The organism is Alphaproteobacteria bacterium (assembly GCA_015062495.1).
GTDB lineage: Bacteria > Pseudomonadota > Alphaproteobacteria > Rs-D84 > Rs-D84 > Enterousia.
In genome coordinates this window covers 436,323-452,586 of sequence record SUUN01000001.1, presented here as the reverse complement: position 1 = coordinate 452,586, position 16,264 = coordinate 436,323, and the positions used below count along the sequence as shown (strand labels likewise).

The following is a 16,264-nucleotide window of genomic DNA, read 5'->3' as shown; positions in this document are numbered from 1 at the left end:
GAATGCCTATGAACAAATTCGCCGGATGGCTGATTGCCACAGTGCTTTTTTTGCCAAATGCCACACTCGCAGACCGTGGACCGTTTGATTCCACCCGTTGGTATGAAATGCTGGATTCTGTGCGCACCCGCGCCGTATCGGAAAACATATCAGAACGCACCATCAACGACACACTAAAATATCCATCCTTTATCCCATCAATTGTGCGCAGTGATTCGAATCAGTCTGAATTCAAATTGACATTGGATGGTTATCTGGCGCGCACCGTCAATCAAACGCGTGTATCTGACGGTCAAAAGATGCGTCGGCGTTATCCGACATTGCTATCGCGGGTGGATGCTAGGTACGGTATCCCACCACACATCATGTTGGCGTTTTGGGGAATGGAATCGAATTATGGTGCGGTAAAATCGCGTCATAAATTAACAGATGCATTTTTTACATTAATGTATGACGGTCGTCGTGAAACATTCTTTACGAACCAGTTAATTGCGCTGATGAAAATCGCGGATAAAAACAGACTGGATATAAATTCTATATCCGGATCTTGGGCGGGCGCAATGGGGCATTTTCAGTTTATTCCAACCACCCTGGCGCAATATGGTGCAGACGGCAATGGCGATGGCCGTATTGATATAATCAATAATATATCGGATGCCATGTTCAGTGCGGGCAATTACCTGAACAAACTGGGGTGGAATAAAAACGAACGCATTGTTCGTCACGTCGTATTACCGGGTGATTTCGATATATCTTTGTTGGATGGCAAAACAAAACTGGCACTGCCACAATGGACGTCATTGGGCGTTATGAATCCAGACGGCACACCAATCCCGCAAAACGATATGACGGCGGGCCTGGTTGCAGATGTCGCGGCAATTGAATCTGCACGTTCTGCGGCGGCAACGGCGACCGTCGCACCGGACACAGACGTTGCGCCCATGCCCGTAATTCATGCATATTTAACATATCCTAATTTTTATCGTATCAAGAAATGGAATAATTCGAACTGGTACGCAATCGCGATTGCAGAACTGGCCGACCAATTACACTAATCGCATCGGTTGTATATCAGTTCGTCTATATCCCGTCTTAATTTATTGCGCCATGCGTGTCGCGCATCGTGAAACGGCACAAATCTACACACCCCGTTTAACAGACTGCATTTCCACACATACTTGACCCACCTTTCACGTGGCACGCGCAACGCATATCGTGAAAACACAGCGTCGCACACTTTTTCATTCCCAACGGTTGTGTTGTTGCCATGTTCATCTTTTTCAATGGTGTGCATATCGTACCGCATAATATTTGGTGCGATAACTGTCTGGATTGGTGTGCGCTGGTTTTCCATATGCTGAATAATCAGAAAATCGACATTTTTGCCCATTTTATCACAGAATTTTCCTGCAAAATCCGCCCATTGTTCATTTGTTGTATTGTGATAATGTGAAAACCATACCAGCATCACACGGTCTTTGTTGCGAATGTTATCATAGAAACGCCTTATCCGTCGGTTGTATTTCTCGGCCACCGCCCCGAATGACTTTTCCAATGGTACACCTGTCGCAAAGTCGTGATAAAAATACAGCCCCGTGCGCTTGTTTTTATAGTAATCACATTTGTCATCATTGACGATGTTTGGGTCTTTTTCAACGAATTCGAAATCGTTTATGTCCATAAATCCATCAAAGTCATTTAAAATCATGTTAAAACGCATATGCGCCGGCACACTGGTCAGCCAATCCAGCGGTCCCGACACCACGCGCAGTCGATGCTTTTTTAAATACATGCTGCACGCACAATCGTGCCCAATTGAATAAACAATGTCATATTTATTGTGCATATTATTTCCTTATCTTGAATGTTTTTTTACAAATTCTTTTTTATTACGCCCCATCATGCACGCCAACCCGCGTACAAACCATCGTGGTCCAACCCATGTGTCAAAATATGTGGCCGGATTTTGATTATGACTGCGTTTGTGCACGAACATCAGTTCGTCACACCGCCTGTGTTCGCCGGGCGTGCCGAACAAAGGCGTAGTCTGAATACCACATCGCCACGCGGCCCAGTTATATGACAGTTGGTCGCGTTTGGAATAATCACGAACCATTCGCCACCATTTATTTTGCATGCGTTTAATTTGCGCATCATTATGTCGACGCAATATTATGCATGTTTCGTTCAGCCCATTGTTTTGCGGATATCCCAAAAAGCGTAACAGTCGCATTTCTTGATTAACCGTATTTTTATTATCAATTTTCAGTTCTTTTATCTTTTGGGCTTCGTCATAAATACATTTGCGTTCGGGGTGGGGTGGAATACATATCGTATCGCCACGATTAATAAACGAATCTAGGCGTTTAAAAAAGTCTGGCATCATAATTACAATATTACCATCAACCCATAAACTGATGTTGTAATCTGGGAACAGGACATGTGCATTTATTTTATGCCAACGGGCGTTTTTCACGTTTGTCAGTTTTTTATAACGCAGTGGCCGAATTTCCCAATGCATATATTTATCCATCGTCAGCAAATATTTGTTATCTGTAAATAATACATAGTCCCATGTGTCGTCAACATATACATGTGCGCACACATCGTCATATTCGCCGGTAATACATGTATAAATTACTTTTTTAATCTCAGTCATGTTTAACCCGTGCCAATTGAATAAAATCAAACAGATAAATTTTTGTTTGTCCATGCTTGTGTTTAATTTTTATAAACGGAAAAAATCCAAACAGTTTAATCCATCGTGTTTGCCGTACTGGACTATGCCTGTGTGCCCATTTCCATTCATCGTAATACACCGGATATTTTGCGCGTGCGTTTGCGACAATAATTGGTGGTATGTCGTACATTTTTTGCCAATGACGCAGTGTTGTATTATCGCCTGTCCAAACATATTTCAGAACAACATCATCCAAGTTATGAAAACAGGTATGTGGTATTAAATCGACGAACAGCATTCTGTCTTCGCATGGCGACCAATTTTCGTTATATCGCACGCCCGAATTTATCAGCACAGATTTTCGAATCATGCATCCTGAATGTACTGGATTACATACATAGTTTTCATTAATCAGTGATAACTTAATATCATGGTCATGTATTGGTCGTTTTGGTGTTGCGTGTTCCATTCCGTCGCGAATTTCTATGACGTTTCCGCCAACCGCGCCAATATGGGGATTTGCGTCTAAAAATCCAGCCTCTAACTCAAATCTATTTGGGGTCGATATATCATCGTGATCCGCCACTGCAATGTATTCCCCACGCGCCAAATCGATTAGTTTGTTTCGCGATTTTGTAATTCCCATATTTTTATCATTTTCCAGATATTTTATTCGTACATCTTTATATGAATCGACAATTTGCTTTAATTCTTGATTGTCTGGACTGTCATTTAATAACAGAAATTCAAAATCCCCATATGTCTGATTTAAAATACTTTCAATCATCGCACGCAGGTCGTCTGGCCGTGTGTTGTACATGGGTGTTAATACAGATATCTTGGGTGTTTTCATTTTTTGTTTTCCTGTCGTAAATTTTTTACAAAGTCTATAATTTGAAATAAATTTTTATCTGGATTTATTTCCGTCAAAACCAATCCGCGTTTATACTTTGCAACGCGTCCCGCCGGCGCACCAATGTCAAAGCACGCGATGGGCAATCCCATTGAAATGGCCTCTGACGTGGTGTATGAAAATGTTTCAGGCCAAATCGATGGTATAAATACAATATCAGCGTTATATTTTTCCATTATCTGGGGTAATTTTTTCGCCTTGTACTTACCGTGCACAGTAATATTGTCGGGCGCGTTTTTCATTTCACCAACAACAATAATATTTACATTGTCGGGCAGATGTTGCGCCATCTGACAAATAACGCCTGCGCCTTTTTGGGTGGAAATGTTCCCCAGGACAATGATATTAATATCGTCATGCAATTTAATTTTTGCAGCGCGATAATTTTGCACGGTATGCGGAATAATTTTAATTTTTTGGTCAATTTCTGGATATGCGCGGACAAAAATTTTTGCGATTGGTTCTGCGAACAAAATAATTTCATCTGCGGTATTTGTAAAAAAGTGCCCCCATTGTCTGCGCCATTCGCATATTGTTCCTGCGCCCGATTTTAAAACATTATGTGATATTGGGTTGTCGGCTAATTTTTTCTGTGCCCAGCATTTTTCACACCCGCCCACATATGATAAATCGCAATATTTACCATCGCAGTTCACCAGGTTAAAACTGGGGCAAATCGATTGAAAGTCATGCCCGCGAAACGACACCCGCGGCATACCCATACAGTTACGTTTTATCCGTGCGATAACCTGTAACATATCTGTTGTGCTTTTATATGCGACTAAATTATTTACAACGATTTGGCGGATATTAATTCCGCATAAAAAATCCGCTATTTCATCTATATTATGTGTTGTAAAGATTCTGTGTTTATTGCATGCGAATGTTAAATGATACAGTTCTGTTTTTGGAAAGTATTGCAATCGCAACACATCATATTTCTTGCATAAAATTTTAAATTGTCGTTTGGAATAAACTTCGGTCCCGCCACCCAGTGCATGGTCAACCCACAACATAATATCGCGCCCAGTCAGTCCCCCCGTAAACGTCATCAGGTTATTTTTATGCGCCCGCCACCCCTGTTGCAGGTGGTGACGCAATCTGCGCCGCACAGACGCAACTGGAATCAGAAAGCATACCACGTTAATTACCGTTTTCATACGCGTCAATCCTTGATTTTAACCAGTGGTATACAGTCAAACAGCAACGCCCATTTATTCTTGATTTTTATCAGTGGTATTTTTCCAAATAATCGCACGCGAATCCGTCGCAGTTGCCGTTCAAATGCCAAACGATACATTGGATATTTGTTACATATCTGAATTTTAATTGATTCATGTACGATTGTCTGTCTTGTTTTCATTCGATGCGATGCATTGTTTTTATCACACCTGTATTCAACCAATACTTCCTGGATATTGTGAAAGTCAGTATATTGCATCAATTGTCCCCACAGTCGATAATCTTCGGCGGGGGTGTATTGTTCTTCGTATCGAACATCGTTTTCGATTAATACAGATTTTCTGATCATTGCGGTTGTATGCATAATTGCGCACACGTCGGTCAGGCGTATTTTTATATCTGTATCATATTCTGGATTTTTTCGTATAAAATCCTGTGCCCCGAACCAGTGTGCCCACGCACCCACAACGCCAACATATGGATTTTCATCCAGAAATTTTACCTGTTTTTCCAGACGTGTTTTATGTGAAATATCATCATGATCGAATATTGCAATATACTTTCCGCGCGCCAGTTCAATCAATTTGTTCCGCGACTGGGATATGCCGATATTTGTATCGTTTTTTATATATCGAATACGCTTGTCCCTGTACGACAGGATTAGTTTTTCCAGTTCTGTATTTTCCGGACTGTCATTCAGGATAATAAATTCAAAATCTGTATATGTTTGATTTAAAATTGATTCAATACACTGGCGCAGATGTTCATGATTTGTGTTATAGACCGGCGTTAATACTGAAACCGTTGGCATGGTGTGAAATCCTTTCTTTCCTTGGGGTTCAGCATATACATTTTTTCTTGCCCCTGCACTAGGACAATATTCTGCTTGGCTCATTCATATACTCCTGATGTTGATAACAAAAAAACACCAAGCGTTAACTTGGTGGTTGGAGCTTGAGAACAATACCGAGCATTGCATGCCTTATTCAACATATTCGACATACTCCAACCACTATTGGTGGAGTTTGTCCGCATTTTCGTGGACACTCGGTTCCGGGTTCTCACGCCCGTCGCAGAAACACCCTGCGATGTGTCAATCATAGTCTGTGTCCATAAAAAAATCAATATAAATAAAAACATTGAATATTAGGCGTTTGTTTGGTATTCTTTCCCCATAGATTTATACCAAGGGATATATTTATGGCAATTAAAGTCCGTGATTTTGAGGTGCGTCTAACCCGCAACAAAGAAGAACGTAAACAGGTTCGTCAACTGCGTTACCAGGTTTTCTGTTTGGAAGAGGGCGCATCCGCCACCGAAGAACAACGTGCCCTGGGCGAAGAATACGATGCCTTTGATCGTTTCGCAGAATACATGGCGGTTTTTCACAATGGTCGTGTTGTTGGTACATATCGTATTATCGATCGCAACGCTGCGGAAAAGATGGGTGGCTTCTACACAGAATCCGAATATAATATTTCAAAAATAAAAAAATATCGTGGCAATATCGCTGAAATGTCGCGTGCGTGCGTTGCACCTGAATACCGCGAAAATGCGTTGGTGATGCGTCTGTTGTGGGCGGGATTGGGTGAAATGATTGTCCGTCGCAAGATTGGCATATTATTTGGTGTTGCGTCGTTTGTTGGTACAAAACCGGCGCGCAGTGCCCAGGCGATATCATACCTGTACTATAACCATTTAACACCATCGCGCTTGCGTGCAACGGTAATACCCGAAAACTTTGCGGACGGTGTAAATCCAAAGTTGGCACGCATGAATATATTGCCCCGTGAATTTGTTGACGCGGCGGACGCAAAATCTGAAATGACACCTTTGATCAAGGGGTACTTGCGCCTGGGGGCAACATTCGGACGTGGTGTGTTCGTTGACGTGCCGTTTAATTCATACGATGTTTTTGTAATGATTGAAACGCGCAAAATGGATGCAGCATATCAAAAGCATTTCTTGGGTCGCGAAAATGCGCTGGGCAATCCTGATGACGATCACGATAATATCATGAAAACGGTCGGCAAAATAATTACTTTGCCTGTGGTTGGCCCGTTCAAGGTTGTACGCGCATTTGTTGAATTCTTGTTACGCGAAGATGCCGCCGACGCCGAATATATCGAAGACAGTGACAAAGAAGAGCTAGCATAACAATGGCAAAACCAAAAATACGCAAACAGAATATTTTCAACACAACCACGGCCGCGATAAAATTCGTGCTGTTCTGGGTAATGGTTGTTATCCAGTTGCCGATTTTAATCTTGCTGCCACGTCGCTGGGCGGTTCAGTACATGCCGGTCTTTATGTGGGTTTTGGTAAAACTGGGCGGGATTAAGATTGTTGTACACGGCAAAATATCCGATGCGCGCCCACTGATGGTCGTGTCCAATCATATATCTGTGTTTGAAATTGCGACATTCCCGTTTGCATTCCGTGGCAGTTTTATTGCCAAGAAAGAAATGGAAAACTGGCCATTGGTTGGTTGGGTTGCGAAAAAGTTTGGCGTAATCTTTGTTGACCGTCGTCCGTCGCACGCGCGCGATGCGCTGGCGGTTGTACAAAAAACAGTCCAGACTGTAAAATACCCAATGATTTTATTTCCCGAAGGTACCACGACAAACGGCGCATATGTAAAACCGTTCAAAAGCACGCTGTTCAACTTTGTTGAAAATTCAAATGTCACGGTTCAGCCCATGGCGATGCACTATCGTTATAAAGACGGCAGTCCGATTGATGAACAAACGCTTGCCGACCATTTTGCATACTTTGATAATGCCAAAATGGATATGGGCCCACGGTGTAAACGTGAACGGTCTGCCTTTGGCCAGGTTTTTCACATCATGATGCTGGGTGGATTTATGGTTGAAATCACATTATTGCCACCACCGCCCCTGGCGGGTATGGACAGAAAGCAGATTGCCGACGTTCTGCACAAAATCGTGTCGGAAAAATATATGGAATTAAAAGATAAAAATAATAATTAAAAGAGATACAAGAAATGAAAACAGCAATTACACCAACCCGCGCAGAAAATTTCAGCGAATGGTATCAGAATTTAATCGTTGCCGCAGATTTGGCGGAAAACGCCCCTGTGCGTGGTTGTATGACAATTAAACCATACGGTTGGGCAATTTGGGAACTGATGCGCGATGAAATGGATCGCCGCATTAAATCACATGGCGTCCAGAACGCAAACTTTCCATTATTGATTCCAATTGACTTTTTTAATAAAGAGGCCGAACACGTCGCCGGTTTTGCCAAAGAATGTGCGGTTGTTACCCATCATCGTCTGAAAATGATTGATGGTACATTGCAGCCTGACCCAGATTCTAAATTGACCGAACCATACATTATTCGTCCAACATCTGAAACGATTATTGGCGAAGCGATGTCCCGTTGGGTACAATCATATCGTGACCTGCCGTTGAAATTGAATCAATGGGTAAATGTAATGCGTTGGGAAATGCGCCCACGTATGTTCTTGCGCACATCTGAATTTAACTGGCAAGAAGGGCATAATGTTTTCGCCACACACGAAGAGGCCAACGCCGACGCGCGCAAGATGCACAAAATGTATGGCGACTATATGCGTGATGTTCTGGCGATTCCATCAATTATGGGCGAAAAAACACCCGAAGAAAGATTTGCCGGCGCAGACCACACATACACCCTGGAACACATCATGCAAGATGGCAAGGCGTTACAGGCCGGCACATCGCACGACCTGGGCCAGCATTTTTCAAAATCATTCGGGATTCAGTTTTTGGGCACAGACGGTAAATTACAACATGGTTGGACGACCAGTTGGGGCACAACAACCCGTATGATGGGGTCTATGTTCATGGTGCATTCAGACGACGATGGTCTGATTTTGCCACCGGCGGTTGCCCCCTATCAGGTTGTGATTATTCCAATCACACGCGAAGATACCGCCGCCGCATTAAATGAATTTGCGTCTAACCTGGGGGACAAATTGCGTGGCGCGGGTGTGCGTGTCCTGGTCGATACGTCTGACATGCGCGCGCCCGACAAAATGTGGAAATGGATTAAGCGCGGTGTTCCATTGCGCGTAGAAATTGGCGCGCGTGAAATGGAATCTGGCTGTGTCACAATTACACGTCGTGACCTGGGACGTGAATCCAAGCGTACAATCGCAATTGATGAATTGGTTGCGACTGTAAATGATATTATGCGCGATATCCACGATACCATGGTTGCACGTGTTGAAAAACGTAACGCGGAAATGATACATGATGTTGCGGATTTAGATGCGCTGGATACCGCATTGGCAAACGGTGAAATTGGATTTTTCCGTATTAAATACGAAATGACCACAAACGAACAATTTGATGGTTTGATGGAAAAATATAAAATCACCCGTCGTTGTTTGGATGATAATGACCCAACATACGTATTTGTTGCGAAATCGTATTAAAAAACGGGGCGTTTGCCCCGTATTTTTATTTTTGTAATGATTTAATATGGCTTAAAACGTTTTGCAATTGTTGGTACGTTCTGTCATATTCCTGGGAATAGTGTTCATAATCTGCACGTGATTGATCTGCAATATCCACGCCATACAGATTTGGTGTCATATTAATTTCGCATGCGTCCATATTATGTTCCAGCGATGCCAGACGGCTTTCCAGTGCGGCGCGTTCTGATTCCAGTTTTTGTAATTGCGGCGCAATTTCAATCTGATGACACGTATCCGCATATGACTTATAAAATTTATCTGCGTACACCAACTGTTCCGCCGCGGCATTTCCGCGATTGATTTTCGCACGAATTCCAGACGCCTGCATTTCATAGTCGGCCATTTCCTGTTCGGCTTCCATTGCTTCGCTGCGATCATAGCGGCTGTTGTTAATAAAATTTTGCAGCGATGCGATATATTCGCAAACAACCGGTTCTTCCATTGCAGCATACTTACCCGCGGTTACAGCATTGCGCAACGGCTGCACCTTGTAATCCATAACAGATTTCAAGATGTGAATAACATTCATCGAAACTTTTTTCTTTGTCTTTGGCATTCTACCCTCGTTCACTTACACACAATAATATAGTACATAAAATACATTTGTCAAGATGTAATAACAGGGGCAACTAAACTGCCCCCGTTATAACAGTTATGTTAGTTTTACTGTTCTGCGCGGGTGAACGCCCCGTGGTCTAACATGTCGCGAACTGCGAAATGCTTGACTTTTTTTGCCGATGTCGATGGCAATTCATCTTCGGTAATCGCAAAATGCTTGACCCATTTGTACTGGGCAATCTGCATATTAGACTTCTTTATCAAGAACGCCACGCGATCCACCGTCGTTCCTGGTTTTACCTGGAATACGGCGAACGGCACGGTTTTGTCCTTGATTACATATTCGAACACCGCCGCATTCAGGATTTCATCGTTTTGCATATACAGGTCTTCCAGTTCATCTGGATAAACATTTTTACCGCTGTCCAGAACGATAACCTGTTTCTGGCGACCCTTGACCGTCAGGCGACCGTATTTGTCCAGGCATCCAATATCGCCGGTCTTGAACCAACCGTTTTCAAACGCATCTGCATTTGCTGCATCGTTTTCCAGATACCCTGGCATAACCATATTACCGCGCACCCAGATTTCGCCAATTCCGTGTTTATCTGGATTGTGAATCTGAATTTCATTGCCCAACAATGGCCCCGCATAGTACATTGAACCATCCGGTCTGCGGAATGCAAAGTTAAAGTTGGCAGGGCCACATGTTTCGGTCAAACCATAGCAATCGCCCACCACAAATCCCATGCTTTCATAGAACTTGCGAATTGATGGTTTTAATGTTGCCCCCGCCGACACCAGAACCTTGGTATGGCCACCAAACGCATCGTGAACTGGTTTTGTCACTTTGTCCACCAGCGCGCCCAACCCAATCGCACGCAAAATCTTGCGCATAGAAACAATCACGCGCATCAGTGTCCAAACATGCTTGTCCTTGGCGCTGTCTACAATCTTTTTATAGAACACTTCCCAAATACGTGGTACGGCTGGGATAACTTCTGGCTTGTACTGTTTAAAGTCCTTGATAAATTCTTGGGGCTTTAACACCGGCTGTAATAATAATTTACCCTGCAAGGATACAGGAACAATGATATTAATTACAACACCGTATATATGATACAATGGCAAGAATCCATAGAACGTATATCCCGGCAAAATAACCGGCTTGTAAAACTGGGCCCCTTCGTGCAATGCCAACAGGTTTTCATGCGTCAACCCTACAACCTTGGGGTTGCCGGTCGAACCTGATGTGAACGACAACTGGGCAATATCACTGCGTTCGGTTTCTGCCATTACAAATTCGTTTTCGTCTGTGTCGTCAATATTTTCAATATCAAACATTTCGCATGGCGCATTATCTATAAACATAGACTGCTGTGCCAAAACCAATTTACAGTCTGTGCGCTTCATCATATTGATGTGTTCCGTTGTCTTCAACCCGGTATCCAGCATCAATGCACGCGCCCCCTGGGACGTAATCGCAAAATACGACCGCAGAAAATCCGGCGTATTCCCCGACAGGATTGCGACCGTATCCCCCTTTTTGATACCAAATCGTTTTGCCAACAAAACAGCACGCTGTTTTACCTTTTTCAACAAATCTGCATATGTTTCATTCTGACGTACCAGGAAAATACCGTCCTTGTTCCGCGAACACACATCTTGCAGCATTTCATAGATGTTTTTCATCATAATAATGACCTTATGTTCTATTAACCATGTCGGAATCACCATAACACCGACAATACCAATATACCCATTTTATCCAGGAAAAACAACCTAATATTACCCCGTTGGGACAAAAAATCACCCGGCAAAAAATTCAATATATAGTGACAGAATCGGTATTTTTTATCAATATTTGGTAATTTTTGCATAAAATCCGAATCGATTTTAGGGTGAAAATAAAAAATCCTTTATACAAAAGCCCATTTCGTATTAAACCGCCGATTCTGATTTCGCGCTGTAATATGCAGAAAATCCGCATTTTAAAAAGTAAAGCGAAAAATAAAATTTTTTTCACTTTTTCTGTATTGATAGTCTTTTATTAAAACTATATATTGTAATCAAATCGAACAAACAACCACTATATGTTGTGTTTTGTGCAAGAATGGGAGTTATCAAAATGTCAGAAACACAAAATGAAATTACAATTCAGATTACGCCAACGTTAACAACACGCCTGGTTGCGGTACAAAAGCGCAGCGGTGAAACCGTACCATTTGACGCAAAAAAGATTTACGATGCAATTAAAAAGGCGGTCGCCGTCACAACTGAAATTTCGGACGTAGAAGTGGTCAAAATAACCCAGGATGTATTAAAACGTCTGGATAACAAATTTGCTGACAAAACACCAACGGTTGAAAATATTCAGGATGTCGTCATCCAAACATTAATGGACAATCGTGCCTATAAAACCGCCGAAGCGTACATTATCTATCGTCAAAAGCGCACAGAAATCCGCGAATCAATGGTTGATGCGGTCGAAGTTATCGAAGGCTATGTTGGTGGTTCGAACTGGCGAATCAAAGAAAATGCAAATGTTGGCTATTCCATCGGTGGCCTGATTTTGCGTACCAGCGAACGCGTAACCGCGGAATATTGGTTAAACCTGTATCCGCGGGCGGTTGCTGATGCGCACAAAACTGCGGCCATTCATGTACACGACTTGGGATGGTTAACGGGGTATTGTGCGGGCTGGTCACTGCGTGAATTATTGTACGAAGGATTTAACGGCGTCCCAGGATACCTGCAATGTGAACCTGCGCGCCACATGGCAACTGCGATTTCACACATGGTGAATTTCTTGGGGACGCTGCAGAACGAATTTGCCGGCGCCCAGGCGTTTTCATCCGTTGACACATATCTGGCACCATACGTCAGAATCGATAATCTGTCATACGCGGATGTGAAAAATGCAATGCAGACATTGATATTTAACTGCGCTGTTCCGTGCCGTTGGGGGACTCAGACACCATTTATCAATTTTACGTTTGACTGGACATGCCCAAATGACCTGAAAAACCAGCGTCCATTTATTGGCCGCAAACAGGCTGACTTTACATACGGCGAACTTCAGGCGGAAATGGATTTGATTAACAAGGCGTTCTTAGAGGTTATGACCGAAGGTGACGCCCTGGGCCGTCCATTTACATTCCCAATTCCAACATATAACATCACGCCTGATTTTCCATGGGAACATCCAAATGTAAAACCATTGTTTGATTTGGCGGCGAAATACGGTATTCCAAACTTCCAGAATTTCTTGAATTCTGACCTGAATCCGACCGATGTTCGTTCAATGTGTTGCCGTCTGCGTTTGGACGTTCGCGAATTGTTAAAGCGCGGTGGCGGTCTGTTTGGATCTGCGGAAAAGACGGGTTCAATCGGCGTTATCACAATAAACCTGGCGCGCCTGGGCTATATCCACCGTGGTAACCGCGAAGGTTTATTCACAGAATTAAAACGTCTGTTGGATTTGGGACGCGACGCGCTGGAAATCAAACGTCAGATTATTTCCAAGAACATGGAACGTGGCCTGTACCCATTTACAAAACGTTACCTGGGCGATTGGAATCATCACTTTTCAACCATTGGCGTGAACGGCGCGAACGAAATGGTTCGCAACTTTACCGGCGATCGCGAAAATATTGCAACCCCAATGGGCAAAAAATTGGTTCTGGATGTTATGGATTTCATTCGTGAAAACCTGGCCACATTCCAGGAACAAACCGGCAACCTGTATAATTTAGAAGCGACCCCGGCCGAAGGCTGTTCATATCGCTTTGCGAAAACAGACGTCAAAAATTTCCCAGATATCATTACTGCGGGAACGCCGGACGCGCCATATTATACAAATTCGACACAACTGCCTGTGAACTTTACAGACGACCCATTTGTCGCCCTGGAACACCAAGAAGAATTACAGCGCAAATATACCGGCGGCACAATGTTGCACCTGTATATGGGCGAACCTGTGTCGTCGGGTGACGCAGCCCAGAAAATCGTGCGCACAATATTTGAAAATTACAAAGTGCCATACATGACATTGACACCAACATTTTCAATCTGTCCAAAGCACGGATATCTGCCGGGCAAACACGAATTCTGTCCAAAGTGTGACGCGGAAAACGCCGCCAACACAGACAATGTCGAACAACAATAAAACAAATAACGTCATAAACATAAATCAGAAAGGGAGGATAACGATATGACAACAAATTGTAACAGAACACCATGCGAAGTTTTTTCACGTTCAATGGGCTTTATCAGACCTGTGTCAAACTTTAACATTGGTAAATATTCTGAATTCTGTGAACGCAAAACGTTCACCGAAGCGAACAGTTTGTCTGCTGGTGCCCGTCATTCTGATTTATTAAAACGTGCGGCTTAAATATTATGCGTGAAATACAAATCGGGGGATTGGTTTCGTTCACCACAATCGACTATCCAGGCAAACTTTCGTGTGTTTTGTTCTTGGTTGGTTGTCCGTTGCGGTGTGCGTATTGTTCCAACCCCCATTTATTATCCCCGGGCGACGGTGAATATGACCCAACGCGCGTGTTTGAATGGTTGAAATCACGCGTTGGCCGATTAGAGGCCGTCGTCTTTTCCGGCGGCGAAGCATTAATGCAGGGCGACGTTGTTATCGAATACATGCGTCGTGTTCGCGAATTGGGGTTCAAAATTGGCCTGCATACAAATGGGTTTTATCCCGATACCCTGGCGCGCGCCACGGATGTGGTTGACTGGATTGGCCTGGATTTCAAGGCGACGCGTGAAAAATACCCCGATTTAACAGGGCAAAATATCGCATATGATAATATGATGCGCAGTCTGGACGTCTGGCAATCAACCGGCAAAGATTTCGAAGTCCGCATCACTTGTGATCCGCGTTTTATTTCAACCGATGATTTGTTGGAAATTGCAAACATATTGTCATCGCGCGGGGTCAAGAATATCGCAATTCAAAAATACATCCCGCATTTCGAAGATGATGAACATAAAACAACCGCACCCCAGCGCGATGTATTTTTTTCGAATCAACAATTGCGCGATAAAATTAATTCCATGTTCCCATCCGTCATCTGGCGGGAATAATATAGATATAAATAAAAGTTTAGCGAAGTTTATATAAACATACTTTTTGCAAAAAAAGTATGTCATCCCGGTGCTTAACACCGGGATGACAAAAACGTAAAACGTTTTGGTGTGCTAATCTTTGTAGCAGGTGTTTATCATCTTCATACCATCTTTATCCAACGCGCTGCAATCTATGCATACCAGATCGCCAGAACTGGCAAAGGTGTACTCTCTATAACATTCGTGCCCGACCGTTGGCAACGAACATCCCTGTGCCACCCTTTCGCTGCACGCCGGGGGGACAATGTGGTCGTACCCATCGAGACTATAATTACAATATGTTCCTGTTATATCAAATGTGCCAACGGTATCCATATATGACGCAACGGGTAAATAGCATTTGGTTATATCAGAATTATCACCGGCAATGCTGGTTGCATTACTGAATCCGGTTGTGGCGCACGATGTGCACGTTGGCACACCCGACGATGAATAGCCATAATAACCCGACGCACAACGATATGATGTTGTCCCGCCCGTGCAGGTCGGCGTTGTACCGCTTGTAGTGGAACAACTGTATCCGGTTTTTTTGGACTGAACTCCATTTCCGTCAGAATTCCATGTGGCATCATCAGCACACGCAGACATCTGAAGCATACATTGGTAGTATCCAGAATTAGTAATTGTTGCTACGTTATTATACGATCCCGTACTAACATTCGCCAACTGTACAGGCACAGTTGCTGAATAATTCCATATATTCTGGCTTGCCGCAGCATAACTGCTTGAATAACAAGCAACATAAAAGGCATTACTGTAATATATCAACCCAATATAATTATAGCCCATGCTGTTGGTATTTGTACAAGTCTGGCTGTACGTATTTGGGCCAGCCGCCAGTGCTTCATTGCACGCTGAGGAATTAAAACCACTAGTGGGATTACCATAACATACGGTATTTAAATGTATCTGCAGTGTCCATGGTGTTAGGCTGCCATTAGTCCACCCGTGAGCAAAACCACACCACATTGCCAAACCCAAACCGACGTTTAGATTCGGCAATAAAATGGGGGATAAATTATGCGGAAATCTGGGAATAAATTTTGGGGATTAATGTCGAAAACAATCGTCCCTTTGGATTCGGCATTGTTTTTCTTACTCTACGCCACGCATTATACCGCACCCAGCGATTTTTAGCAATATATTTTTGCTTGGATAAATAAAAGTTTATCGGGGTAACTGACCACCCTTTTGCGGGTCAAACAAAAAACCGCCCATTTGGACGGTTTTTCAAATTCTGGTGCGTCGCAAAGTACTTCGGCAGATTATTAATCTGCCTCGCCTCGCAACTCGCCCCTTTGCT

Annotated in this window: 15 protein-coding genes; 7 read left to right on the top strand and 8 right to left on the bottom strand. The window is 43.3% G+C overall.

What is annotated here, in order from left to right:
- The first annotated feature begins 2 nt into the window (after positions 1 to 2).
- Entirely contained in the window at positions 3 to 1,055 is a 1,053-nt protein-coding gene (locus E7008_02305; protein ID MBE6456751.1) for a lytic murein transglycosylase, read from the top strand.
- Here E7008_02305 and E7008_02300 read toward each other — a convergent pair.
- From E7008_02300 to E7008_02280, 5 genes are read right to left on the bottom strand one after another with little or no spacing between them, the layout of a single operon-like run.
- Positions 1,052 to 1,846, bottom strand: a complete 795-nt coding sequence (locus tag E7008_02300) for a hypothetical protein (protein MBE6456750.1) — start codon at positions 1,844 to 1,846, stop codon at positions 1,052 to 1,054. The two genes, E7008_02305 and E7008_02300, sit on opposite strands and share 4 nt — an antisense overlap.
- Before the next feature lie 9 nt (positions 1,847 to 1,855).
- The gene (locus E7008_02295) at positions 1,856 to 2,713 is read right to left on the bottom strand and encodes a DUF616 domain-containing protein (GenBank protein MBE6456749.1); all 858 of its coding nucleotides are present in this window, start codon (positions 2,711 to 2,713) and stop codon (positions 1,856 to 1,858) included.
- On the bottom strand, positions 2,652 to 3,533 hold the full coding sequence (locus E7008_02290; protein MBE6456748.1) for a glycosyltransferase family 2 protein: 882 nt from the start codon (positions 3,531 to 3,533) through the stop codon (positions 2,652 to 2,654). The genes E7008_02295 and E7008_02290 overlap by 62 nt, the downstream gene beginning before the upstream one ends.
- On the bottom strand, positions 3,530 to 4,753 hold the full coding sequence (locus E7008_02285; GenBank protein ID MBE6456747.1) for a glycosyltransferase: 1,224 nt from the start codon (positions 4,751 to 4,753) through the stop codon (positions 3,530 to 3,532). Before E7008_02285 ends, E7008_02290 begins: the two co-directional genes overlap by 4 nt.
- Positions 4,754 to 4,758: 5 nt before the next feature.
- Complete coding sequence (locus E7008_02280) at positions 4,759 to 5,670, bottom strand: glycosyltransferase family 2 protein (GenBank protein MBE6456746.1); 912 nt, start codon at positions 5,668 to 5,670, stop codon at positions 4,759 to 4,761.
- A gap of 305 nt (positions 5,671 to 5,975) precedes the next feature.
- On the opposite strand from E7008_02280, the gene E7008_02275 reads away from it, so the two are divergent.
- Genes E7008_02275 through E7008_02265 form a run of 3 tightly spaced genes read left to right on the top strand, consistent with a single transcriptional unit; the run spans position 5,976 to position 9,216 of the window.
- Entirely contained in the window at positions 5,976 to 6,932 is a 957-nt protein-coding gene (locus E7008_02275; GenBank protein MBE6456745.1) for a GNAT family N-acetyltransferase, read from the top strand.
- 2 nt (positions 6,933 to 6,934) lie between these two features.
- Complete coding sequence (locus E7008_02270) at positions 6,935 to 7,765, top strand: 1-acyl-sn-glycerol-3-phosphate acyltransferase (protein ID MBE6456744.1); 831 nt, start codon at positions 6,935 to 6,937, stop codon at positions 7,763 to 7,765.
- Between the two features lie 14 nt (positions 7,766 to 7,779).
- Positions 7,780 to 9,216 carry a proline--tRNA ligase gene (locus E7008_02265; protein MBE6456743.1) on the top strand — a complete coding sequence of 479 codons (1,437 nt, stop codon included), beginning with the start codon at positions 7,780 to 7,782 and terminating at the stop codon, positions 9,214 to 9,216.
- Positions 9,217 to 9,241: 25 nt separating this feature from the next.
- Here E7008_02265 and E7008_02260 read toward each other — a convergent pair whose 3' ends face one another.
- Together E7008_02260 and E7008_02255 are read right to left on the bottom strand one after the other, a co-directional pair.
- Positions 9,242 to 9,814, bottom strand: coding sequence for a hypothetical protein (locus tag E7008_02260; protein MBE6456742.1), 573 nt, complete (start codon positions 9,812 to 9,814; stop codon positions 9,242 to 9,244).
- Between the two features lie 107 nt (positions 9,815 to 9,921).
- The gene (locus E7008_02255) at positions 9,922 to 11,553 is read right to left on the bottom strand and encodes a hypothetical protein (protein ID MBE6456741.1); all 1,632 of its coding nucleotides are present in this window, start codon (positions 11,551 to 11,553) and stop codon (positions 9,922 to 9,924) included.
- A 391-nt stretch (positions 11,554 to 11,944) separates the two neighbouring features.
- Here E7008_02255 and E7008_02250 point away from each other — a divergent pair, with 391 nt between their 5' ends.
- Genes E7008_02250 through E7008_02240 form a run of 3 tightly spaced genes read left to right on the top strand, consistent with a single transcriptional unit; the run spans position 11,945 to position 14,919 of the window.
- Positions 11,945 to 13,984 carry a ribonucleoside triphosphate reductase gene (locus E7008_02250; GenBank protein MBE6456740.1) on the top strand — a complete coding sequence of 680 codons (2,040 nt, stop codon included), beginning with the start codon at positions 11,945 to 11,947 and terminating at the stop codon, positions 13,982 to 13,984.
- A gap of 45 nt (positions 13,985 to 14,029) precedes the next feature.
- Positions 14,030 to 14,212: a hypothetical protein gene (locus E7008_02245; protein MBE6456739.1), complete on the top strand. Its 183-nt coding sequence runs from the start codon at positions 14,030 to 14,032 to the stop codon at positions 14,210 to 14,212.
- A 5-nt stretch (positions 14,213 to 14,217) separates the two neighbouring features.
- Positions 14,218 to 14,919 carry an anaerobic ribonucleoside-triphosphate reductase activating protein gene (locus E7008_02240; GenBank protein ID MBE6456738.1) on the top strand — a complete coding sequence of 234 codons (702 nt, stop codon included), beginning with the start codon at positions 14,218 to 14,220 and terminating at the stop codon, positions 14,917 to 14,919.
- Between the two features lie 114 nt (positions 14,920 to 15,033).
- Here the strand turns inward: E7008_02240 and E7008_02235 are convergent, their stop codons facing one another.
- Positions 15,034 to 15,750: a hypothetical protein gene (locus E7008_02235; protein MBE6456737.1), complete on the bottom strand. Its 717-nt coding sequence runs from the start codon at positions 15,748 to 15,750 to the stop codon at positions 15,034 to 15,036.
- Between the last annotated feature and the right edge of the window lie 514 nt (positions 15,751 to 16,264).